Annotated in this window: 22 protein-coding genes; 11 read left to right on the top strand and 11 right to left on the bottom strand. The window is 43.1% G+C overall.

Going from position 1 to position 21,185, the window contains the following annotated elements:
- The first annotated feature begins 323 nt into the window (after positions 1-323).
- From lptM to KPY62_RS07145, 4 genes are all read left to right on the top strand, one after another.
- Positions 324-602, top strand: a complete 279-nt coding sequence (gene lptM / locus KPY62_RS07160; protein ID WP_216581397.1) for an LPS translocon maturation chaperone LptM — start codon at positions 324-326, stop codon at positions 600-602.
- Positions 603-860: 258 nt separating this feature from the next.
- Positions 861-2,252 (top strand): diaminopimelate decarboxylase, encoded by a 1,392-nt coding sequence (lysA, locus tag KPY62_RS07155; RefSeq protein WP_216581396.1) that lies wholly within the window; start codon positions 861-863, stop codon positions 2,250-2,252.
- A 255-nt stretch (positions 2,253-2,507) separates the two neighbouring features.
- Positions 2,508-3,392: a diaminopimelate epimerase gene (gene dapF, locus KPY62_RS07150; RefSeq protein WP_201621704.1), complete on the top strand. Its 885-nt coding sequence runs from the start codon at positions 2,508-2,510 to the stop codon at positions 3,390-3,392.
- 29 nt (positions 3,393-3,421) lie between these two features.
- Positions 3,422-4,393, top strand: coding sequence for a tyrosine recombinase XerC (locus KPY62_RS07145; protein ID WP_216581395.1), 972 nt, complete (start codon positions 3,422-3,424; stop codon positions 4,391-4,393).
- Positions 4,394-4,438: 45 nt separating this feature from the next.
- Here KPY62_RS07145 and KPY62_RS07140 read toward each other — a convergent pair whose 3' ends face one another.
- Positions 4,439-5,323 carry a nitrilase-related carbon-nitrogen hydrolase gene (locus KPY62_RS07140; protein ID WP_216581394.1) on the bottom strand — a complete coding sequence of 295 codons (885 nt, stop codon included), beginning with the start codon at positions 5,321-5,323 and terminating at the stop codon, positions 4,439-4,441.
- A 374-nt stretch (positions 5,324-5,697) separates the two neighbouring features.
- On the opposite strand from KPY62_RS07140, the gene KPY62_RS07135 reads away from it, so the two are divergent.
- Together KPY62_RS07135 and hpf are read left to right on the top strand one after the other, a co-directional pair.
- The gene (locus tag KPY62_RS07135; RefSeq protein WP_216581393.1) at positions 5,698-7,410 is read left to right on the top strand and encodes an RNA polymerase sigma-54 factor; all 1,713 of its coding nucleotides are present in this window, start codon (positions 5,698-5,700) and stop codon (positions 7,408-7,410) included.
- A 301-nt stretch (positions 7,411-7,711) separates the two neighbouring features.
- On the top strand, positions 7,712-8,092 hold the full coding sequence (gene hpf / locus KPY62_RS07130; protein ID WP_216581392.1) for a ribosome hibernation-promoting factor, HPF/YfiA family: 381 nt from the start codon (positions 7,712-7,714) through the stop codon (positions 8,090-8,092).
- 348 nt (positions 8,093-8,440) lie between these two features.
- On the opposite strand, the gene thiS is transcribed toward hpf, so the two are convergent.
- The 4 genes from thiS to KPY62_RS07110 form a co-directional block, all read right to left on the bottom strand.
- Positions 8,441-8,641 carry a sulfur carrier protein ThiS gene (thiS, locus tag KPY62_RS07125; RefSeq protein WP_201621709.1) on the bottom strand — a complete coding sequence of 67 codons (201 nt, stop codon included), beginning with the start codon at positions 8,639-8,641 and terminating at the stop codon, positions 8,441-8,443.
- A 127-nt stretch (positions 8,642-8,768) separates the two neighbouring features.
- On the bottom strand, positions 8,769-9,143 hold the full coding sequence (locus tag KPY62_RS07120) for a DUF423 domain-containing protein (protein ID WP_216581391.1): 375 nt from the start codon (positions 9,141-9,143) through the stop codon (positions 8,769-8,771).
- Between the two features lie 143 nt (positions 9,144-9,286).
- Complete coding sequence (gene rpoH / locus KPY62_RS07115) at positions 9,287-10,150, bottom strand: RNA polymerase sigma factor RpoH (protein ID WP_201621943.1); 864 nt, start codon at positions 10,148-10,150, stop codon at positions 9,287-9,289.
- Between the two features lie 525 nt (positions 10,151-10,675).
- Positions 10,676-11,170 (bottom strand): sulfurtransferase TusA family protein, encoded by a 495-nt coding sequence (locus tag KPY62_RS07110; RefSeq protein ID WP_216581390.1) that lies wholly within the window; start codon positions 11,168-11,170, stop codon positions 10,676-10,678.
- A gap of 416 nt (positions 11,171-11,586) precedes the next feature.
- On the opposite strand from KPY62_RS07110, the gene KPY62_RS07105 reads away from it, so the two are divergent.
- Positions 11,587-13,263, top strand: a complete 1,677-nt coding sequence (locus KPY62_RS07105; RefSeq protein WP_216581389.1) for a M48 family metalloprotease — start codon at positions 11,587-11,589, stop codon at positions 13,261-13,263.
- A 66-nt stretch (positions 13,264-13,329) separates the two neighbouring features.
- Here the strand turns inward: KPY62_RS07105 and KPY62_RS07100 are convergent, their stop codons facing one another.
- Together KPY62_RS07100 and rpsU are read right to left on the bottom strand one after the other, a co-directional pair.
- Positions 13,330-13,779, bottom strand: coding sequence for a GatB/YqeY domain-containing protein (locus KPY62_RS07100; protein WP_216581388.1), 450 nt, complete (start codon positions 13,777-13,779; stop codon positions 13,330-13,332).
- A gap of 175 nt (positions 13,780-13,954) precedes the next feature.
- Entirely contained in the window at positions 13,955-14,170 is a 216-nt protein-coding gene (gene rpsU / locus KPY62_RS07095) for a 30S ribosomal protein S21 (RefSeq protein ID WP_201571244.1), read from the bottom strand.
- A 304-nt stretch (positions 14,171-14,474) separates the two neighbouring features.
- On the opposite strand from rpsU, the gene KPY62_RS13760 reads away from it, so the two are divergent.
- The 4 genes from KPY62_RS13760 to crcB all read left to right on the top strand — a co-directional run bounded on the left by KPY62_RS13760 (position 14,475) and on the right by crcB (position 16,941).
- Entirely contained in the window at positions 14,475-15,041 is a 567-nt protein-coding gene (locus KPY62_RS13760) for a c-type cytochrome (protein ID WP_228730606.1), read from the top strand.
- Between the two features lie 10 nt (positions 15,042-15,051).
- Entirely contained in the window at positions 15,052-15,294 is a 243-nt protein-coding gene (locus tag KPY62_RS07085) for a c-type cytochrome (protein ID WP_216581387.1), read from the top strand.
- 130 nt (positions 15,295-15,424) lie between these two features.
- Positions 15,425-16,474 carry a tRNA (adenosine(37)-N6)-threonylcarbamoyltransferase complex transferase subunit TsaD gene (gene tsaD / locus KPY62_RS07080; RefSeq protein WP_216581386.1) on the top strand — a complete coding sequence of 350 codons (1,050 nt, stop codon included), beginning with the start codon at positions 15,425-15,427 and terminating at the stop codon, positions 16,472-16,474.
- A 95-nt stretch (positions 16,475-16,569) separates the two neighbouring features.
- Positions 16,570-16,941 carry a fluoride efflux transporter CrcB gene (gene crcB, locus KPY62_RS07075; RefSeq protein ID WP_216581385.1) on the top strand — a complete coding sequence of 124 codons (372 nt, stop codon included), beginning with the start codon at positions 16,570-16,572 and terminating at the stop codon, positions 16,939-16,941.
- Between the two features lie 22 nt (positions 16,942-16,963).
- Here crcB and KPY62_RS07070 read toward each other — a convergent pair whose 3' ends face one another.
- The 4 genes from KPY62_RS07070 to potA all read right to left on the bottom strand — a co-directional run bounded on the left by KPY62_RS07070 (position 16,964) and on the right by potA (position 20,877).
- Positions 16,964-17,854: a LysR family transcriptional regulator gene (locus tag KPY62_RS07070; RefSeq protein ID WP_216581384.1), complete on the bottom strand. Its 891-nt coding sequence runs from the start codon at positions 17,852-17,854 to the stop codon at positions 16,964-16,966.
- Between the two features lie 73 nt (positions 17,855-17,927).
- Positions 17,928-18,728, bottom strand: coding sequence for a spermidine/putrescine ABC transporter permease PotC (gene potC / locus KPY62_RS07065; RefSeq protein WP_228730605.1), 801 nt, complete (start codon positions 18,726-18,728; stop codon positions 17,928-17,930).
- Positions 18,728-19,615: a spermidine/putrescine ABC transporter permease PotB gene (potB, locus tag KPY62_RS07060; RefSeq protein WP_216581383.1), complete on the bottom strand. Its 888-nt coding sequence runs from the start codon at positions 19,613-19,615 to the stop codon at positions 18,728-18,730. Before potB ends, potC begins: the two co-directional genes overlap by 1 nt.
- Positions 19,615-20,877 (bottom strand): spermidine/putrescine ABC transporter ATP-binding protein PotA, encoded by a 1,263-nt coding sequence (gene potA, locus KPY62_RS07055; RefSeq protein ID WP_216581382.1) that lies wholly within the window; start codon positions 20,875-20,877, stop codon positions 19,615-19,617. Before potA ends, potB begins: the two co-directional genes overlap by 1 nt.
- Between the last annotated feature and the right edge of the window lie 308 nt (positions 20,878-21,185).

Raw genomic sequence — 21,185 nt, 5'->3', positions numbered from 1 at the left:
AGCGACTAAATAAACCCGATCAATGCACAGCTTTATAGATTAATGCTATGATCAATGGCCGTAGAGCGTAGAGTAGGCTAGCTGTTTCAATACTTTCCTAGAGTATCTATAACTGGTCTTTGCGATAATTTTTTATAAAGGCTGTTTATCGCTACAGGCAGTTTATGATTAAACGCTATCAATCGTTACTTGCTCTGCACTACTGAATTTACTTATAGCCAAAGGTTATCTGTTGTTAAGGCTAATATTTTGCTCAGTGCAATTTGTTATTGAGCAACAGTTCCTGCTATCAATCAGCTCGTCACTCTCTTGGGTACTCCCTTATGGTAATAATCAACAAAGCCTTTTTATCTAAAAAATTTGCCCTTATAGCACTAAGCTTAGCCGTATTGACTATGACTGGCTGTGGTCAAAAAGGCAGCCTATATTTAGCAGATAGCGATAGTCAAATGGTCTCTAACAGCTCTGGGATTTTAGAAAGTACTAGCAACCCACAAGATGCTGCTTTTGCTGGAATTGACGATAATGACTATCAGAAAAATCGCTACTTGGAGCAAGAGAAAGCATTCCCTGAAGTCAGTGATGATCCTAATGACTATTAATAGAGGCTTATTAATAGAAGCTTATTAATAAATGATGATTGTTTATCGATGATTGATGAGTAACTATTACCAAGTATTTATCAATCATGAGCTTATGAGTTACAAAACACTTAGCCATGGGTAGTAATAATCAGTACTTAATAAGCCAGATACTCTTTATCGTTTAATCGGTGAAAATTGCTCCGAGTTAAACGCCAGCTGTTGCAAAGCAGCTCGACTATATAACCTTGATGACCTGACCAAATTAGAGATATAACTATGAGTAATTCTACTTCGCCAGCTGATGCGATTAATACGCCAACCAATGCTAGCAGCTGTCCTGATGTCACAGTACAAACTGAGCAAGGCTTGTATATTAATCCTACTGCGCTAACGGCACACTTGCCAGCATTAGCGTATCGCAATAGCACTCTGTATATGGAAGATATCAGTGTCGATGAATTGGCTGAGCGTTATGCTACGCCTTGCTATGTCTATTCAAAACAGGCGATAGTAGCCGTCTATCAGGACTATAGCGATAGTTTTGCGGCTATTGAGCATCAAATTTGTTATGCGGTAAAAGCCAATTCTAATCTCGCTGTTTTAGGAGTGTTAGCGCAAGCAGGTGCTGGCTTTGATATCGTTTCACGTGGTGAGCTGATGCGAGTGTTAGCCGCTGGTGGCAAGGCGTCAAAGGTAGTGTTTTCAGGGGTAGGTAAGACAGCTTATGATATCGAGTTTGCCCTAAATCAAGGCATTAGCTGCTTTAACGTAGAGTCTGTTAATGAGCTGATATTAATCAATAAAGTTGCCCAGCAGCTCAATAAATCGGCACCAATATCATTACGGGTTAATCCAGATGTCGATGCTAATACTCATCCGTATATCTCAACGGGGCTCAAAGACAATAAATTTGGTATTGCCCACGATAAAGCAGTAGCGGTATACCAACAAGCCGCAGCCATGTCACATATCGATATTATTGGTATTGACTGTCATATTGGCTCCCAGCTAACCGAAGTCGCGCCTTTTATTGCCGCTTTAGACAAGTTAATCGAGCTTATTCAAAATTTAGCTGATAAAGGTATTCAACTTAAGCATATTGATTTAGGCGGTGGTCTTGGGGTGCGTTATATCGATGAAGCACCAATTACCATAGCTGAGTTTGCCCAAGCTTTATTACCCAAACTAACAACGCTAGGCCTAAAAGTATTCTTTGAGCCAGGTCGCAGTATGGTCGCTAATGCTGGTATCTTGCTTACTCGTGTCGATATACTAAAACCCACTGAGCATAAGAACTTCGCTATTGTTGATGCCGCAATGAATGATTTGATTCGTCCAGCACTTTATCAAGCTGAGATGGCAGTGATTCCAGCGTTATTGTCGAGTGTCGATGCAGATATTGAAGATATGCAGGCGTGGGATATCGTTGGCGCTATCTGTGAGACTGGCGACTTTTTAGCCAAAGATCGTCTATTGAATTTAACTGGTAATGATCTATTAGCTATTACCGGTGCCGGCGCTTATGGCATGGTGATGAGTAGTAATTATAATACCCGTCCCCGTGCTGCTGAGGTGATGGTGGCAGGTACTCAGCATCAGCTGATTCGAAAACGCGAAAGCATCGAAGAGTTGTATGCCTCTGAAACTTTATGGTCAGCTGACCAATAGCCGCTCACAACTAATGCTGGATAAGTAGCGCCTAATGAGCAGCGCCTGACCATTAGCAATAAGGCTAGGAGTTTTATAAGCCTATGGTAGTCGGTGCTATTACTAGTAAGAACCCCATTGTTAAAGTAACAGTGGGGATTTTTTTGCCTATTTTCATATAAAAATAAGCTCGCCCAAGCTACTGCGATTGTTATCATTGTGCTATACAGCGTGCTACTATAACGCATACATAAAAATAGAATGGGACACAAGGATATGCTAATAGAATTTACCAAAATGCATGGTCTGGGTAATGATTTTATGGTTATCGATCTGGTGACCCAGCGTTTGGAATTAACCAAAGAGCTAGTACAGCTCCTCGGCGATCGACATTTAGGCATTGGCTTTGATCAGCTATTAGTAGTAGAGCCACCGATGCGCCCTGATGTGGATTTTAGTTATCGTATCTTTAATGCTGATGGCTCAGAAGTTGAGCAGTGCGGTAATGGGGCTCGCTGTTTTGCTCGCTTCGTCCAAGCGCGCAAACTATCGTTTAAGCAGCGTCTACGAGTAGAGACAGCCAGCGGTGTTATTGCTCTAACTACCGATCGCTATGGTTGGGTAGAAGTAGATATGGGTAAACCAAAGTTCGAGCCCAATGAGATTCCTTTTACTCCCAAATCAACTACCAAAATTCAGAACGCCTATCATATTGATGTCGCAGGCACACCAGTACAGTTATACGTGGCCAATATGGGCAACCCCCATGCGGTCATTAAAGTTGACGATATTTTAGCAGTTGATATCGAAAAACTCGGTAAAGCTATCGAGGGGCATCCTGCTTTTCCTAATCGAGTCAATGTCGGCTTTATGCAAGTGATGAACCAGCGTCATATTCGTTTACGTGTGTATGAGCGTGGGGTTGGAGAGACTCAAGCTTGTGGTACTGGTGCTTGTGCGGCAGTGGCCGTTGGGGTGCGTGAAGGCTGGCTCGATGAAGGAGAAGATGTGCGCACGCAGCTGTATGGTGGCAGTTTAGTGGTACGTTGGCAGCCCGGCTATTCGGTGATGATGACTGGACCGACGGCATTCGTTTATGAAGGTGTATTTAGCCCTGATGGATTGATGGCACAATCAGGAATTAAAGCCAATCCGAGCTAATTTAGTTAGCTCAAGGAGTGCTGATATCTATGGATATTGAATCCCTATTAAGTACAGAACCAGATAACGCTCTAGCCGAATTATTAATACCAGTACAACGCTGGCTAGAGGTACTGGCAGTGCGCAACCATTCTCAGCATACTTTGAGTGCTTATTTTGCTGGGGTCAATCAGCTCGCGCTATTTATACGGGGTAAGCGCTTAACATGGACACGCTGTGACAAACGTCAGTTGGCTCAGCATATCAGCCAGCGCCTTGATGAGGACAAGCTAGCTCTGTCTAGTGTGCAGCAGGAGCTGTCTGCCATTAGGCATTTTTACGGTTGGCTGATTGAAGAAGGGCTGGCCCGTATTAATCCAAGCACTGGCTATCAGCTCAAACGTAGTCCTAGACCCTTACCTTCGATAGCGGATATCGATCTACTGACTCAGTTACTTGATCAGGCCAGCCCTGACATCCCAGAGCAAGCCCGCTTATGGTTACGGGATAAAGCGATGTTTGAGCTGCTGTATAGCAGCGGTCTGCGAGTAGGTGAGCTCGTGGCTCTGGATAGTAGTGATATCGACTTGGCTGACCTACGAGTACGGGTGACTGGGAAAGGTAATAAGACCCGCTTAGTGCCTATAGGGACTAAAGCAGCGGCGGCTATCAAGCGTTACTTGCCGCATCGCAACTTATGGGTCGAGCAGCAAGACCCTGCGCTATTTATTAGCGAAAAGCTCGGTACTCGGTTATCTAGTCGTGCAGTACAACAGCGCCTAAAAGTAGCGGCAACCCGTGCCGGTATTGCCCAAAATATGTATCCGCATCTATTACGTCATTGCTTCGCCTCACACCTTTTATCGGGCAGCGGTGATCTACGTGCTGTGCAAGAGATGCTTGGTCATAGCGATATCAGCACTACTCAGATTTATACTCACGTCGATTTTGCTAAGCTCACCCAAGTCTATGATCGCGCTCACCCACGTGCCACTCATCGGCCAACTGATAATGAGCAATAGCTTGCCTTTATTATAAGGCGCTATTAAAGCTGTACTACAGCAGATTTAGGCCAAGCGATGACATTGAAAAATAGGCATACTTTGGCGTCCTTGCTGCTGCGCTAGTTTGTCTAAACTGGCGAACACTAGCGCATAGTCGTTGACTTTATTGGCTGCTACTTTGTCAATCTCGCTATGCTGATAGCTAGTCACAATAGTGCCATCGAAAGCGCTAATTGCTGCATGTCCCCAAGTTTGACGCACTGTACCGTTTCTATAATGATGGTCACCGCCTTGTGCCGCACCAATCACCATACATTGGCTGTCCAAAGCACGTGCTTGTAATAATAGCGACCAATGCGCTTGACCGGTCATATAAGTAAAAGCCGCTGGCGCACTGAGGAGCTCAGCTCCTGCTTGGCGTAAACGTTGGGCCAGCGCTGGAAAACGTAGATCAAAACACACCATCATACCCAATTGATAAACCTCATTCTTGAGCTCAATCGGCGTCACTACCGTCTGCGTGCCAGGCTCAAAGGTCAAGGCTTCATTATAGCTGCCTTGCTTGTCAGCGACAGTAGCGGTAAACAGATGGATCTTATCGTAACGTGCGACGACCTTGCCAGCAGGGCTAAACAGTAAGCTGACTTGGCGCATACGACCATCAGGAACGATCACCCCATCAGGACGATAAGGACAAGGTAGAGAACCGGCAAGCACGTATACTTTATGAGCATAAGCGTAGTCAGCGATAGTCGCTGATAACTCATCAAAACGCTGAGCAGTAGCAAGCTGTTCGCCCATACTACAACAGTTCTCTGGGAGTACTACTAGCTGCGCCCCTTGTGCACTAGCCACGCTAATAGCTGACTTTATGGTGGCTAAATTGGCGCTAATATCTTGTTGGCTATTCATCTGTACAGCAGCTATAGTAAGGTGATGGTTATTCATAGTGGATTCTCAATGGTTATTTTTGCTAGTTGCTTTTAATAAAGCCTTTAATAACTTTTTAATAGAGCCTTTAATAGTTAGCTTTCAATAAACAGTCTTTAAGTGAGCGCTAACTATTTAAGAGTTTACTAGGATTAGGTTTGCTGTTTTTTGACTATAACTCTCACGGTTTAGCTACAAATGAACAGCTAATCACTCAACAATAATAACTTATAACCACTAATTATGGCTCGGCAGGATATAGATTATCATAGCAACAGACGGATAAAAAATGCTATCGTCAAGGCATATAGGTTGATTACACTGTTAAATCATAGCAACCAACAACCGCTATTACCAAAATTTTATTAATACTGGAGTGCAATAATCTGTCTATGAGTATGTCATTCGGATTAGCAGCCACGCTAAGTACCTCACAGAAACTCACCCCACAAATGCAGCAGGCGATCAAACTGTTGCAGCTCTCTAGTCTTGAATTGGCACAAGAGGTTCAAGCCAAATTAGATAACAATCCTTTGCTAGAGCGAGTCGAAGATGATGAAGATAGTAATGAGGACGACTATGAGCTTAGTCTAGCTGATGAGTGTTTGACCTTAGAGATGTGGAATGAGGATAGCTTAGCTGCTTCAGCAACTAATGACTCTGACAGCAGCAATACCGTCAATAGCGCCGATCAACAAGAGATAGATAGCTTGGATAAGTTACAACAAGCCAGTATCGACAACGAGGCTATGGATAACAGTAATGACAGCTATGCCAGTTTAGATAGTGATAACTACGATTATAGTAGTGTTGAGAGCAGCAACTATGCCTCTGCTGCTGGTTCAACGATCAGTTATACTGGCTATGATGATCCCGACAGCTATCAAGGCAGCACTAGCGCTACTATTCAAGATTATGTGCGCTGGCAACTAAACTTTAAACGGCTGTCCGATACCGATACCTTGATTGCTGATTATTTGGTGGACTCCATGGATAATATGGGTTTTGTCCGGCTCGATATCGAGGAGCTGCTACAGAGTTTTCAGACTATGGGCAGTTTCTATCAATGGGAGACTCAAATTCAGGCTGATGAGATAGTAGCGGTACTACGAATTATTCAGTCTTGCGATCCTTTAGGGGTTGGTGCTCGCCATTTGAATGAATGTCTCAATATCCAGCTACAAAAACTGGATACTTCTACTGAATTTTTGGCGCAAGCACAAGCCTTACTTAAGGCCAGTGAGCATCTGGTTAGCAATAATATCAAAGCTTTAACCGATATCACAGGCCTAATGCCAGAAGAGATTACTCCAGCGCTCAACTTATTACGTACCTTAAACCCTGCGCCTGGCTTAGCTTTTCAAAGCCGTCAGCCAGAATATACTCAGTTGCCAGAGAGCTATGATATTCCAGATGTACTAGTTACACCGTTACGCCGTGATGTAGCAGCAGTTAATAGCAGTGCTAGCAGTAAAACCAACCAGCAATTAGATAGCAGCCAGAATAACTTAGCTATAATTGAGGGCTGGCATGTGCGCCTCAATCCGGATACTTTGCCTAAACTACGAGTTAATCAAGAGTACGCCAATTTGGTCAAACGTGGTGATGAGAGTCCCGAAAATCAATATTTACGCGATAATCTAATCGATGCTCGCTTATTCATTCGTAGTATTGAAGAGCGTAATCAAAATTTATTGAAAGTATCCACTAGCATCATTTATCGCCAACAAGCTTTTTTGCAGTATGGTGCTAAAGCTATGCAGCCCCTAATATTAAAAGCTATTGCCGAAGAGGTAGATCTACACGAATCTACGGTTTCACGACTGACTACTAGTAAGACTATTCTGACTCCACAAGGGCTGTTCTCCCTCAAATACTTTTTTTCATCGCATGTTAGTAGTAGCGATGGCGATGTATCTTCTACCGCTATTAGTGCGATGATTAAGCAAATGATTACTGATGAGGATATGAAGAAGCCGCTTTCTGATAGTCGATTGCAAGCTTGTTTGCATGAAGAAGGTATCGATATTGCTCGGCGCACGGTGGCCAAATATCGTGAAGCTTTAGGTATAGGCTCCTCTACCCAACGCAAACAAAAGTATTAGTTGTGACTGATAAGAAAATAAATAAAAACAAAATTTTCTAATTGTATAGAATTGAGTAAAAAAGCCTAGCTGCGGTTACATTTAATTACAACAACCTACCTTGCTACTATTGGGGTTTCATGACAAATTAGAGAGGCATTAATAGCAAAAGCCAATACTTTTTAAATGTGGTTTATAAGGGCTTTTAAGAGTAGAAGCTCTCTACATTGAATAAAGAACTGAAGTTATTGATAAGGTAAGGTGGTTAGGCTAGTTTGCCTAATCGCTAGTGATATAAAGTTATGAACATGAGGATAATAATATGAATGTTTCTATCAGTGGTCACCATATCAGCGTAACCGATGCCATGAATACAGCTGTACGCGAAAAATTAGAAAAAATTGAGCGCCATTTTGATCAAATTCAAAGCATCCAAGTAATTTTGTCATTAGACAATAGTGGTGCCAGCGATGGTGGTCAAAAAAGCCATAAAGCCGAAGCTATCATGCGAGTTTCAGGCAAAGAGATGTTCGTACAATCTTTTGATGACGATATGTATAAAGCTATTAACGATATGACCGATAAGCTTGAGAGACAAGTGCGTAAATACAAGACTCGTCAGGAAGGTAAAAAGACTCAAGGTGCTGGACGTGATGGACGTTACGTAGATAATGACATTGCTGATGCAGAGCCTGTAGTATAAGAGGCAGAGACCTTGTAGTGAGAGCAATAGTAATTGTAACTATAGTAGTAGGAGAGACCAACAGTGAGGATGCGACAGTAGTGTTTACAACAACTAAATAGTAAGCCTTTGATCGGTGCGGTACTAGTCACAATTAGTGATAATCATAATACTAAAACATGATTGTAGTTATGCCAAGTCGATCAATCTCTTCACTACCCTGTTATTACCTGTTGATGATAAAAAAAGACCTCAAACGTATAATTCGTTGAGGTCTTTTTTATGGCTGCTATTTTATTTTGCTTGTCGCTGATGAATGACCGAATAAATTTATAAATTAGCCTAAAGTTTAAGCTTCATATTAAAAGTTTAACCACCGCCTACCGCTTGGACCACTTCAATACTCATACCCTCAGTAATACGTAACGTAGTAAGCTCGCTTTTAGGAATCAGTTCACCATCGACCTCAACCGCATAACGACCAGTACTTAATCCCAGCTCATTAATTACTAACTGCACGGTCTGATGAGTAGTTTGTAATGTTTTGCCGTTGACTATAATCTTACTCATAATGTTTTCCGGTAATGGTTTGATAAATGACTAGTAGCTAACAGTAAATCGCTTATCGATGATAGCTGACTAACCATCTTTTGTTAACCGCATTGTTAGGATATTTAGCACGCAAAATGATTCGTTTCTATAACGTGTTATTACCTAAACGAAAGGCTGTGACGGCTAGCCATAGCCAGCCTGCAATCATCAGGAGTCCACCGATAGGAGTAATAGCTCCAAACCAACGTGGTGCTCCTAAAGTCATCGCATAGAGACTACCGGCGAATATAATCACCCCCAGCTGTAATAACCAGGCACTAGTTTGGCTAGCATAATTGAGACGAATTAATAGGCCGACTAGCAGTAATCCTAGAGCATGGGCTAATAAATATAGGGTTGCAGTATGCCACCAAGCTAGTTGTTCGGCATTGGCTATACCTTTGAGACCATGAGCACCGAAAGCACCTAAAGCAACCGCTAGAGCCATATTGAGAGCAGCAATACCTATCCAATTTACCATGGTCTAACCTTTAAAGTGATTATGGACTATCTAGCTATTGACTACCCACTATCAACCAATCTCAGTTGTGGTAGAGGTGTGCTGCTATTAATAACTAGTTAATAACTGGGGCTACTGATTGCTATAGATATTGATGGCAAGTGCTATTGAATGTCATCGGGCAAAATGACACTATCGATAGTCATCGCATCACGAATTTTATCCATGGCATTCTTTTCGATCTGACGTACTCGCTCTGCTGAGATAGAGTAGACCGCTGCCAACTCATGCAGAGTGGATTTTTGCTCAGTGAGCCAGCGTTGCTCAACGATATCACGTGAGCGATCATCCAAGGTATCCATCGCCGCTATCAGTGCTGATGAGTTATTCTCTTCCCAATCAGCTTCTTCTACCATTTCCGCGGGGTCAATACCATCTTCTAAGAACAACTGCGGTGCGTAACGACCATCATCGTCATCACTCGATTGCGTCTCAAAAGAAGCATCGTAAGAGGTCAAACGTGATTCCATCTCTAGTACTTGTTTACGAGTAACATTGAGATCATTAGCAATCGCATCGGCTTCTTCTAAAGTCAGCTGATTATTGGTCTTTTTTAGACTGCGTAGATTAAAGAACAGTTTGCGGTGAGCTTTAGTGGTAGCGACTTTGACGATGCGCCAATTGCGAATCACAAACTCATGTATTTCAGCCTTGATCCAATGCACTGCAAAAGATACTAAGCGTACGCCTTTATTAGGATCAAAGCGTTTGACTGCTTTCATCAAGCCCAAATTACCCTCTTGAATCAAGTCAGCTTGTGGCAGACCATAACCTGAGTAACTACGAGCAATATGAATGACAAAACGCAAATGTGACATCACTAATAATCGTGCTGCCTCAACATCACCTTCATCGAAGTAACGATGAGCCAACTCTTGCTCTTGGGTGGTAGTCAAGATAGGGATTTGATGTACAGTATTGATATAAGCACCCAAATTCACCCCAGGGGCAGACAGATGGGTCGGCATAGCTGGTACTAAGTCACGAGTGCTAGTATCTTCTAGAGCACTAGCGTCATAAGGCGGACGTTGGGCTGCAGCCTTAAGGGCGGCTTCACGCGCAGGATTTATTTCAGCAATAGGCTGGTCATTAGCTGGCTTTTTATCCACTTTTTTACTAACCGTTTTTTTTACTTTATCTTGCTGCACACTAGTAGCTTTAGCCGTTTCGCTTTGATTATGGTTACCTTCGATTAGCGCATCTTTTACCTTTGCATCTTTCATTTTGGTGTTTTTTGCCTCAGGGCTGTGTGGTTTTACAGTTTTTGCACGCTTGGCTTGAGTGCTTTTTACGATTGCGGTCTTAGGAGCACTATTTTGAGTTGTCGTCACCGATTCAGTAGCCATATTTTTGACCTTGATTAATAGAAGATAAGTAAACAAAGTTACTGTTTAAATTTAACTTGAAGTTAATGCTTAGAGTTATTGTGCAAATTTGCTACGTAGAGTTAATAGGCAAAATTTCATTATCTTAATTGTAAAGGATAGCAACGCTTAGTTGCTATCAGTTTTGGTAATGATGAAGTGAAATATTGTATCAAAACTTGCACTAGTCTTAGTTTTAATAGACGCTGACATGGTTTGGTCAGTAGTGCTTTTATTTAGTATCAGCTGTAAACCCAAAGCATTATTTGCTTGCTGAGTGTGCTGACAAAAAGCAGTAATATCTGCCCGTGAATTGGGATCAGTAGCAATAACATATAGCGAATCACCGATAGCTATATTACGTAGTGCTACCTTGGTTTTTAGCAGGGGCATGGGACAAGCCAAGCCCCGACCATCGACTATACCTTTGATGGTCACCACATTATTATTTGCTAGCTCAGTACTTAAGTTAGCTGTATCCGATTGAATATCACTGATACAACCTGCTGGTAATAGGCGCAAGTTAGTGACAATCATATCTTCCTCAGACGCTACTAGGCTTGGTGCTAAGCACACCGAATAGGGCAGGGAAGAGATACTATTCGAGCAGTTATCAGCGTACATAGCAATAGCCTTGGATACCTTAGTTCTTATTACAAGAGGGTTGCTTTCTAACGCAAAAATGCAAGGTCGCTGTTAGTAATTTATCAGTAGCCAGTCACCAACAAATAAGGACAAGCTACTAAGCACAGTAGACTGATTATAACAAACTAGCGCCATGGCAAAGTTGTTGTTTGTGAGCACTACTATTAATACCACTATTAAAATTATCAATGATAGCTAATAGCATGAAAATAGCATGAAAATAGCATTACTGAACGGTAAGGGGATCAAAGACAGTGTTGCACAAAAGTCACGCCGTGCTTAGATATTAGTAGTCAGCAGCAGATTAAAATTGACCTTACGGCAGCAAGCTCCTATAGTCGATCATTGGATACTCCGAATAAAAAGACTTGCTGATAAATTAGGATATGCCCTTGATGCCTTTTAATCATAGTTATAACTCTAGTGTTTTGCACAGCGCAAAAGCTAGTAATCGATTAGATGTTGAGCCACGCAGCTTTAGTAGTCAAGCGCCGTGGCCAGCTAAGTCAGTTGCTGGTCAGCTTCGAGTGCCTAGCGTAAAGCTATTATTAATTGGCTTAGCTAGTAGCCTTATGTATAGCAGTTATGCAGCGCCCACTGTGAGCTATGGCTCATGGCAGCAGCCTAGCACAGACGTATTGGCGTTACCCAACTTACGTGGTGAGAGTCTTAGCTTCGCCGAACAGTATCAAAACAAGCTGATTGGGGAATGGTCGCTACAGAGCATCAATGGGCAAGTAAAGATGGAGCATGACCCTTGGATTCAAGAGACGGTCAAGGAGATGACTTGGCGACTTAATGCGCAAGTGCGCCAGCAAGCTCCTATGGCGGTAGTGATCATTGATAGTCCGACTATTAACGCTTTCGCTGCGCCAGGGGGTCTAATCGGTATCAATACGGGTACTATTACCGCTGCCAAAAGCATGGATGAGCTAGCAAGTGTAGTTGCCCATGAGGTTGCGCACATTAGTCAGCGTCATTATGAGCATAGCGCTGATGAGCGTAGAAAGGCGTTGTTGTTGCAAGTAGGCGGTATGATAGCTGCGATAGCTGCTTCCGCCGTTGATGGTGACGCAGCAGCAGCAGTGATGATGGGTAGCCAAACAGCAGCTATGAACAGTGGCATGGCCTTTAGTCGTAGCAATGAGCGTGAAGCGGACCGTGTTGGCATGCAAATTATGAATCAGGCCGGCTACAATCCACGAGCGATGGCTAGCTTTTTTGCTACTATGAATGAGCGAGGTCAGTTAAACCAAGTTGAGAATCAGTTTTTACCTAGCTTTGTACGTTCGCACCCGTTAAGTAATGAGCGCTTAAGTGAGTCGCAAAGCCGTGCCCAACGTTATCCTACTTTGTCATTGAATCAGCAGCAGCGTCATCAAGCCTTGTTTGATTTGCTCTATTGGCGAGTACAAAGTACCGGTAAGCGTATGACCCAAACCGCATTGATGAGCGCCGCTGAAAATAGCGTCGGTGCCAAACTAGCCTTAATGCATTGGTATGGTGAACAGCAACGTTTTGCTGAGGCGGAGCAACTATACAAAGTACTTATAGCTTTACCGCTATACGATCAACAGTTGCTAGAGCCGCTGCTATCTATTACTCAAAGCCAAATACTAGTTGAGCAAAATAAATGGTTACAAGCAGCACAGATTTTGCAGTCGCAACAGAGTCTATACCCCGAGCGCCGTGATTTACGCTTATATTTAGCAGATGCGCTGACCAATAGTGGTAATCCTACGCAAGCACAAGCACTGTTAAAGCCGCTAACGCTGCAGCAGCCTAGTGATCGCTATGCTTGGCAGAGCCTACAATTAGCTAATGAAAAAATAGCTAAGACCTCAACGTCGCCACAATTAGCGAAGATTGCCACTATCAATGCCTTACGTTATCGTAGCCATGATCAGCTATGGACTGGGCGCTACGATAGTGCAATGACTTCGTTGACCCAAGCCAAGCAGTTGGCTGAGCAAATGCAGGCAAGTGGGCAAGAGAGTAGTGCTCGACCTTTGCTGGCGAATATTGCCCAAGAAATTAGCCAAGTAAAAACCGCTAAAGACTATAAGCCTTAAGCGGTTGAATTAAGCAGCCGGTTTATTGAAAAATGCTTTAGTACTCTTTATATAAGCTGTTAAGGCTTACCCTTGCAGAGCGTCTCTTACTAACTTTGAAATTAACCCAGGATCTGCACGACCTGCTGTTTTTTTCTTTAGTTCACCCATCACTGCGCCCATATCACGCATAGAAGTAGCGCCTTGCGCAGCGATTTCACTACTGACTAGCGCAGCAATTTCGCTATCATCCATTTGCTTAGGCATGAACTCATTAATAATATTAATCTCGAACTGCTCTTTAACCGCCAAATCTTTGCGATCATTTTCAGTAAATATAGTTAAGGATTCTTGACGCTGTTTAAGCTGCTTTTGTAGCACATCTAACACATCGGCATCTTCGAGTTCGATACGACGATCGATCTCTATTTGTTTGATTACTGCATGCACATTGCGTAGCACTTTTACACGTTCAATTTCGCGAGCTTTCATAGAAGTGATGATAGTGTCTGCCAAATGCTGTTTAAGTGGACTCATAGCTATTATTATTCCTAATCAGTTAACAGTGTGAAGTAAGATCAAAACTTATTAATACTACTCAGTGATAAAAATTGTAGCATAAAAAACGCCACTGATATCGATAGATAACAGTGGCATTAGTATAGCGCTTGTAGTTATTGATAGGCCAGTCATTGATTGACCTTAATAACTATTAGTACATACGTGTGGTACGTACAGTATCACGTTGTGTTTTTTTCTTATAACGCTTCACAGCAGCGGCTTTCTTGCGCTTGCGCTCTTGCGTTGGTTTTTCATAAAACTCACGCTTACGCACGTCTGACAAAACACCAGCTTTTTCGCAAGCACGCTTAAAGCGGCGAATAGCGATATCAACTGGTTCGTTTTCTTTAACCTTAACTGCAGGCATGAAGACTCCTTATTAGGGATGAGATACATAAAGGCATTAGTTTGGCTGTATAGTAGTATTTAGTCGCAATATCTCAAGATCGCAGACATCAGCTCAAACTAGGATAGTCTTGCGCAATAGCACAAGGCCGATTATCTTAATCAAAAAACTCAACAAAGTCAAAGATTTTAATATATATATTCTATAAAACTAGTATAAATTCCGTACTGACTATAACGATTTATACTTACTTTATGCTATGATCATTTTAGGCTGACGGTAGCTAAATTCACGCTTTTATGTCAATTTTATTAAGGATGTTGGGATGAGCAAAGCAGTATCAAAATTAGGGTCAAAAAACCCATTAAGCACTGCATTATTGACTACGCTAGTGCTGGCGTTAGGTATTAGCATCAGTGCTTGTAGCAGTGAGCCTGAAGCTGGGGCAGAGTCAGGAGAGATCTTGGCAGTTGATCGCGTTGATCAAGCGGCTGATATTGCTCGCCAGTTAGCGCCAGAAGCAGAAGATATGAAGTTTCCAGCCACTGCCCCTGTAGTTGTGGCCGAAGCTACTCCTGCTGCTGGTGATATGGCAGTCGCAGCAGATGGCGCAGCAGCTGCTCCAGCCGCCGCTGTTACTGAAGATCTAGCGGTTAATGTTGGTGCAGAGCTTTATAATAAGCAATGTATGGCTTGTCATGCTAATGGCTTACTTAATGCACCAAAATATGGTGATGCAGCAGCTTGGGCACCCCGTATTGCTAAAGGTAAAGAGACTTTATACACTCATGCAGCAAAAGGCTTTAATCAAATGAATGCGCAAGTAAACGCAGAAGTGAGTGAAGAGCAAGTCCATGCAGCAGTAGATTATATGGTAGCTGCTGCGAGTTAATGTGGTTTAAGTGGTTGACGCTGGTGCTAAATCCTACCAATCAAACTGCAAAGTTTGTCACGCTAACGGTTCATTGAATGCGCCAAAATATGCTGACAAAGTAGCGTGGAGTATGCGTATTAGCGAAGATAAAGAAACGCTATATATGCATTCAGCTCAAGGTTTTAATAAGATGCCCGCACAAGCTGTGAATGGCGTTACTAAAGTGCAAGTCAAAGCCTCTGTTGACTATATTTTAGAGGCAGTTAGCTAATATTAGCTGTAGGCTGTTGAAATTTGTTAAACTAACCGTCATTGTAAATTGCGATGACGGTTTTTTTCGTGGCTACAATCAGCTACTTTTTAGCTAGAAATAACAGTGAAAACCTTATAAAGGCCATAGCATGAAAGTATTAGGTTTAGAGACTTCTTGTGATGAAACTGGTTTGGCTATTTTTGATAGTGAGCAGATCAATAGCAGCAATCACGGTTTGCTCGGACAAGTACTATACTCACAAATAGAGTTACACGCCCTTTATGGTGGCGTAGTGCCAGAGCTGGCTAGTCGTGATCATATTCGCAAATTAGTACCGCTATTTCATGAGTTATTAGAGCAGTGCAATATCAGCAAAGATGAGATTGATGCGATTGCTTATACTAAGGGCCCGGGGTTAATTGGTGCTCTAATGACTGGGGCATTATTTGGCCGTAGCTTGGCTTATGGCTTAGATATCCCAGCGATTGGCATCCATCATATGGAAGGCCATTTGCTAGCCCCTTTGATGGGAGTTAATCCGCCAGCTTTTCCTTTTGTGTCGCTACTAGTATCCGGTGGTCATACCTTGCTTATTGCCGCTCGAGGAGTAGGTAAGTACGAGATACTTGGTGAGTCTATCGACGACGCGGCAGGGGAGTGCTTTGATAAAGCAGCCAAGATGCTAGGCTTAGCTTATCCGGGTGGCCCCAATATCGCTAAGCTTGCGGAGACTGGTGATGCCGACGCTTATTCGTTGCCTCGACCTATGCTGCATCGTGGTTTAGACTTCTCCTTTAGCGGGATGAAAACGGCAGTGCATAATCTAATCAAAGATACTCCTGGATCAGGTGTGGGTTCTGCGAGTGACCCACAAGTACGTGCCGATATTGCGGCTAGCTTCCAACATGCGGTAGTCGATACTTTGGTGAAGAAATGCGTCAAGGCGCTTAAGCAAGCTGATATGAGTCGCTTAGTAATTGCTGGTGGGGTCAGTGCTAATAGTCATTTACGCACTACCTTAGAAACTGAATTGGCCAAAATAAATGCCACAGTACATTATGCACCGCCAGCACTCTGTACGGATAATGGGGCGATGATTGCTTATGCCGGTTATCAGCGCTTGCAGGCCGGACAAGCCGATGACTTAGCGGTTAGCTGTGTACCCCGTTGGCCGATGACTGAATTGCCAGCCCTATAGATGGTTTTTAAATTTTGAGAGCTTAAAACTTTAAAATTTTACCACCTTAAAACTTTGTAGTAAAAAGCTAACAATTTTATGGAAAAGGATAGGTTATGCAGTGGTTAGCTATCGGTTTAGGCGCTGCCATAGGCGCTTGTCTACGGGCATGGCTTGGGCGCTTTAATCCACTACACAGTTGGATACCGCTTGGCACTCTTAGTGCTAATATCTTGGGTGGCTTATTAATAGGCCTAGCATTAGTCTGGTTCGAGCGCATGGGCAGCAATGTACCCGTTAATGCAAAACTGTTTATTATTACTGGATTCTGCGGTGGTCTGACAACTTTTAGTACTTTTAGTGCTGAAGTTTTTACCTTAATTAATGATGGGCGTGTGTTACCAGGCCTTGGGCTAGTGGGTCTACACGTAGGCCTGACTTTATTAGCCACAGCTATTGGCTTTTATTTATTTAAAAGTATTTTATAATCAACAATCAACAATCAACAAGCTATAACGGCTTGACAATCCGTTCCAATAAACTAGCAAAGCCTTGCATATAGGCGGTATCTTGGCTAGAGTCCCGAGTCGCTGCGTAGAGCTGACAATAGACGCCATTGCCTAGTGGACGCGAAACTACCCAGCCTTTTTTCTCATATTCAGCCACTACCCAATCGGGTAAGGCCGCTACTCCACGTTCACTAGCGACTAGCTGTATCAGCATTGCTGTCAGCTCAGTAGTACGAATATTTTTGAAGTTTACTTGTGCGGGGGTCATAAAGTTGGCGATGATATCTAAGCGCTTAACTTCGACGGGATAAGCAATCAAAGTCTCAGCGGTTAGATCCTCAGGACGTATAAAGTCTTGCTCGGCTAAATCATGCAAAGGCGATAGCACTAAGCGACTTTCATACTCAAATAATGGCTGATAGCTCAGTCCTTCTATTGGCAAGTTACTAGTAGTAATCAATAGGTCAATGTCACCTTCCATCAATAGATGATGGGGCTCAGGCTCAAAACCAGTAGCGAAATCCAACTCTACGTCAGACCACTCACGGCGATAGCGGTTAAGTATCGGCATCAACCAGTCAAAGCAGCTATGACACTCGGAGGCTAGACGTAGTCTGCCTGCTTGACCGTGAGCTAAGCGTTTAAGGTTGGCTTTAGTGCGAGAGACTTGTGGCATTATGCTGTCAGCTAGGGCCAATACTGTTTTGCCCGCTGGGGTAAAAGTAAGAGGACGAGTACGACGATTAACTAAGCTAATATCGTAGTAGTTTTCCAGCTCCTTTAACTGATGGGAGACAGCAGAGGCGGTGACATGTAGCTCATCAGCTGCAGCCGCTAGCGAACCATGTGCCCGCAAAGCGGTTAAGGTATTAAGATGGCGAAGCTCTAACATAAGATGACCTGAGTTTTATATTTATTTAAATCAGTTGTTAAGTCAGTACTTAAACTAATCCTTGCAACCTGTCTTAACGTCGACGTAGTAATAGCTGCGAGATAATCACTAATACTAATGAGGCAGCTAGCAACAAGGTACCAATAGCGTTGACTTCAGGTTTAAGGCCTACACGTACCATCGAATAAATCCTTAGCGGCAGAATCTCATAGCTAGGACCAGTGACAAAGGTCGATACTACTACATCATCCAGCGATAAGGTGAAAGCGAGCAGCCAGCCAGCCATAACTGCTGGTAATATTACTGGAATTAGCACTGTGCGTATCATCGTCGATTCGCTGGCCCCTAAGTCACGTGCGGCCTCCATTAAGCTCTCATCTAAGCTACTTAAACGGGCAAATACGGTAATCACCACAAAGGGTAAACAGAAGGTAATGTGTGCTAGTAATAGCGACACAAAGCCCAGCTGTAAGCCAATCAACAAGAACAATGCTAATAAAGAAATAGCCAGTACAATCTCAGGTGACATCATCAACACAAATAACAAGCTGTTCAATAGCCCTTTACCGCGAAAATTATAGCGATGCAAGGCCATAGCAGTCAGTACCCCTATCAAAGTTGACACGGTAGCAGCCACTAACCCTAATATAATAGAGTGCCAAAAGGAATCAAGCATTGCCTGATTTTTAAATAAAGATTCGTACCATTTCAAGCTAAAACCGTCCCAGTTGTAGCCTGTTTTTGACTTATTAAAAGACATTACTACTAACACAATGATAGGCAAATATAGCAAAGCGTAGATCAGTCCTAAATAGCCTTTGGTAGCGATACTACCGATCTTACCTTTCATTTTTATAGGACGCGAGTTCGACATTAGGCCACCTCATTAAAGTCAGTCTTGCCAATTCGGCGACTACTAGCTCGATAAGCGAGTAATAATACTGCCATAGCCAAAGTTAACAGCACGCTAGCCGCCGCACCAAATGGCCAGTCACGTGCATCTAGGAATTGGTTTTTTATCACATTCCCGACTAATAAATTACGTGAGCCGCCCAAAATATCAGCGACATAGAACATGCCCATGGCTGGCAGTAATACCAGCAGCACCCCAGAGATAATACCAGGAGTAGTCAACGGTAGAACTACATGCCAAAAAGTCTGCGATTTTGAGGCACCCAAATCTTGCGAGGCTAATAGCATGTCATTACGCAAGTCAGTAAACACCGCATATAAAGGCAACACCATAAAAGGAAATAGCAAATAAGTCAGGCCAACAATGACTGATCCTTGGGTATATAACATGTCGATAGGAGCGTCGATAATGCCAATCGCCAACAGCGCTTTGTTGAGCAAGCCATTAGTCGCCAGCAGTAACTTTAGCGCATAAACCCGCACTAGTGAATTGGTCCAAAACGGTAATATTAACAGCAGCATCAGCAAAGGTTGCCAGCGTGCGTTAGTTCTGGAGACTAGCCAAGCAAAAGGGTAACCCAGTAGCAAGCAAATAATAGTAGTGATACCTGCCATCCACAGCGAGTGAACAAACACCTCAAAATATAGCGGATCGACCATGCGGACATAGCTGTCAATAGTGACCGGTAAGCTAATGAAGTCGCTGGTATCACGAGTCAAAAAGCTCACGGCTATCACTAATATATTTGGCAGTAGCGCAAAGATCAGCAGCCAACCCCAGATAAGCCATAACGTGGTGGTACGAAAGAGGTTCTTATTACTCACATGAGTAGCACTTTTACCTGCCATTAGCTCAGATCCTTGTGCACAGTTGCGCTGCTAATATCGAATATGGATTTAGAGACGACTTCATCATCGAGAGAGCTGTCATTAGGCAATACCCATTCCCAACCGTCGACCCAAGTGACTTTCACTGGCTCATTCATTTTATAATCAAAGCTAGGGTCATCTTCATCAAAGAACTCTGAGGCTTTTATAATATGGCCATTATCCAGCTCAATAATAGAGTCTAGAGTACTGCCTTTATAGTTACTCTCAATTACCCGACCTAGCAATCCAGAGTGAGTGCTGTCGTTGACTTCATAAATACGTAAGTCTTCTGGACGCAATAGTAAATTGACGATATCACCAACTTTTACATCGCTAACAAAATCAGGACGGCGCAGATTACGCAAAGTAGCCGGTGTAGCTTGTGCTTGCGCCTCACAGACTTCGACTTCGATACGGCCGTTAGTAACTAGTCCATCACGATCTGGCTGTTGCGGACAGACATTCTTAACTTCAGCTTTAAATAGATTGGTTTCACCAATAAATTTAGCAGTAAATAGATTCGCTGGAGTTTCATAAATCTCAATAGGGGTGCCAATCTGCTGGAACTTGCCATCTTTCATCACTGCAATACGATCGGACATCGACAGCGCTTCTTCTTGATCGTGAGTGACGAATACAAAGGTGATGCCCAGCTCACGTTGCAGACGCTTGAGCTCTGATTGCATCTGCAAGCGTAGCTTATAATCAAGCGCTGAGAGTGGCTCGTCTAAGAGGAGTAACTTGGGACGGTTAATCACCGCACGAGCAATAGCCACTCGCTGCTGCTGACCACCAGACAAGTCTTGCGGACGACGATTGGCCAAAGCTTCTAGCTGTACCATTGCTAACATATCGCGCACTCGAGTTTGAATCTCATCTTTCGGCACTTTTTTAAGCTTTAACCCATAAGCAACATTTTGCGCTACGGTCATATGGGGGAATAGAGCGTATTGTTGAAATACGGTATTGACTGGACGCTTATCAGCAGATAGCCCAGCCATTTGTACCCCATCTAACTGAATAGTTCCGGCTGTCGGTTGCTCAAAGCCGGCAATAAGGCGTAGCAAAGTCGTCTTACCACAACCCGATGGGCCTAATAAAGTCAGAAACTCACCTTGCTTAATATCCAGATTAATATCTGTCAATACTTCGGTTTTATCATAGGACTTTTTTAGCCCGGTTATTTTTAGTAGGGTATCAGTAGCAGCAGGTGCTTGAGGATTTACGGCTGAGTCAGTCATGATCGAGATTCCTAAGAGACCAAAATAGATGGTACTTATAGTTAGGTAATATGCTTAATATAAACGCTTAACGTCGAGACCTAATAGTAAAGCTTGGCATTAGGGATAAGCTCGATGTAATTGCTGCGTATTATAACAAACCTTCCCTATAAGTTGCTGCAAGTTACGCAGGCTATACTTTATTGCGCTCAAACTGTGGCGTTAGAGTTTAGTTGACTGACTCATTAAGATTTCATTAAGTGATAATGACTGTAGCTGTGCTAATAGGTTTAGCTAATATAAAAGCTAATACGGTTTAGAAACAGCTA

The organism is Psychrobacter sp. TAE2020, from assembly GCF_018919485.1.
Classification (GTDB): Bacteria; Pseudomonadota; Gammaproteobacteria; order Pseudomonadales; family Moraxellaceae; genus Psychrobacter.
Note: the sequence above shows the minus strand (reverse complement) of the source record. Positions and strands in the feature narration are given on the sequence as shown.

Bases quoted from the DNA above. Each gene is read 5' to 3' on its own strand.
- KPY62_RS07100 (WP_216581388.1), bottom strand. From the start codon at position 13,779: ATGAGTCCACTTAAACAGCATTTGGCAGACACTATCATCACTTCTATG.
- KPY62_RS07070 (WP_216581384.1), bottom strand. From the start codon at position 17,854: ATGTTAGAGCTTCGCCATCTTAATACCTTAACCGCTTTGCGGGCACAT.
- KPY62_RS07145 (WP_216581395.1), top strand. From the start codon at position 3,422: ATGGATATTGAATCCCTATTAAGTACAGAACCAGATAACGCTCTAGCC.
- KPY62_RS07105 (WP_216581389.1), top strand. From the start codon at position 11,587: ATGCCTTTTAATCATAGTTATAACTCTAGTGTTTTGCACAGCGCAAAA.
- tsaD (WP_216581386.1), top strand. From the start codon at position 15,425: ATGAAAGTATTAGGTTTAGAGACTTCTTGTGATGAAACTGGTTTGGCT.
- rpsU (WP_201571244.1), bottom strand. From the start codon at position 14,170: ATGCCTGCAGTTAAGGTTAAAGAAAACGAACCAGTTGATATCGCTATT.
- hpf (WP_216581392.1), top strand. From the start codon at position 7,712: ATGAATGTTTCTATCAGTGGTCACCATATCAGCGTAACCGATGCCATG.
- thiS (WP_201621709.1), bottom strand. From the start codon at position 8,641: ATGAGTAAGATTATAGTCAACGGCAAAACATTACAAACTACTCATCAG.
- lysA (WP_216581396.1), top strand. From the start codon at position 861: ATGAGTAATTCTACTTCGCCAGCTGATGCGATTAATACGCCAACCAAT.
- KPY62_RS07110 (WP_216581390.1), bottom strand. From the start codon at position 11,170: ATGTACGCTGATAACTGCTCGAATAGTATCTCTTCCCTGCCCTATTCG.
- KPY62_RS07120 (WP_216581391.1), bottom strand. From the start codon at position 9,143: ATGGTAAATTGGATAGGTATTGCTGCTCTCAATATGGCTCTAGCGGTT.
- rpoH (WP_201621943.1), bottom strand. From the start codon at position 10,150: ATGCCGACCCATCTGTCTGCCCCTGGGGTGAATTTGGGTGCTTATATC.
- lptM (WP_216581397.1), top strand. From the start codon at position 324: ATGGTAATAATCAACAAAGCCTTTTTATCTAAAAAATTTGCCCTTATA.
- KPY62_RS13760 (WP_228730606.1), top strand. From the start codon at position 14,475: ATGAGCAAAGCAGTATCAAAATTAGGGTCAAAAAACCCATTAAGCACT.
- potA (WP_216581382.1), bottom strand. From the start codon at position 20,877: ATGACTGACTCAGCCGTAAATCCTCAAGCACCTGCTGCTACTGATACC.
- potB (WP_216581383.1), bottom strand. From the start codon at position 19,615: ATGGCAGGTAAAAGTGCTACTCATGTGAGTAATAAGAACCTCTTTCGT.
- KPY62_RS07140 (WP_216581394.1), bottom strand. From the start codon at position 5,323: ATGAATAACCATCACCTTACTATAGCTGCTGTACAGATGAATAGCCAA.
- dapF (WP_201621704.1), top strand. From the start codon at position 2,508: ATGCTAATAGAATTTACCAAAATGCATGGTCTGGGTAATGATTTTATG.
- potC (WP_228730605.1), bottom strand. From the start codon at position 18,728: ATGTCGAACTCGCGTCCTATAAAAATGAAAGGTAAGATCGGTAGTATC.
- crcB (WP_216581385.1), top strand. From the start codon at position 16,570: ATGCAGTGGTTAGCTATCGGTTTAGGCGCTGCCATAGGCGCTTGTCTA.
- KPY62_RS07135 (WP_216581393.1), top strand. From the start codon at position 5,698: ATGAGTATGTCATTCGGATTAGCAGCCACGCTAAGTACCTCACAGAAA.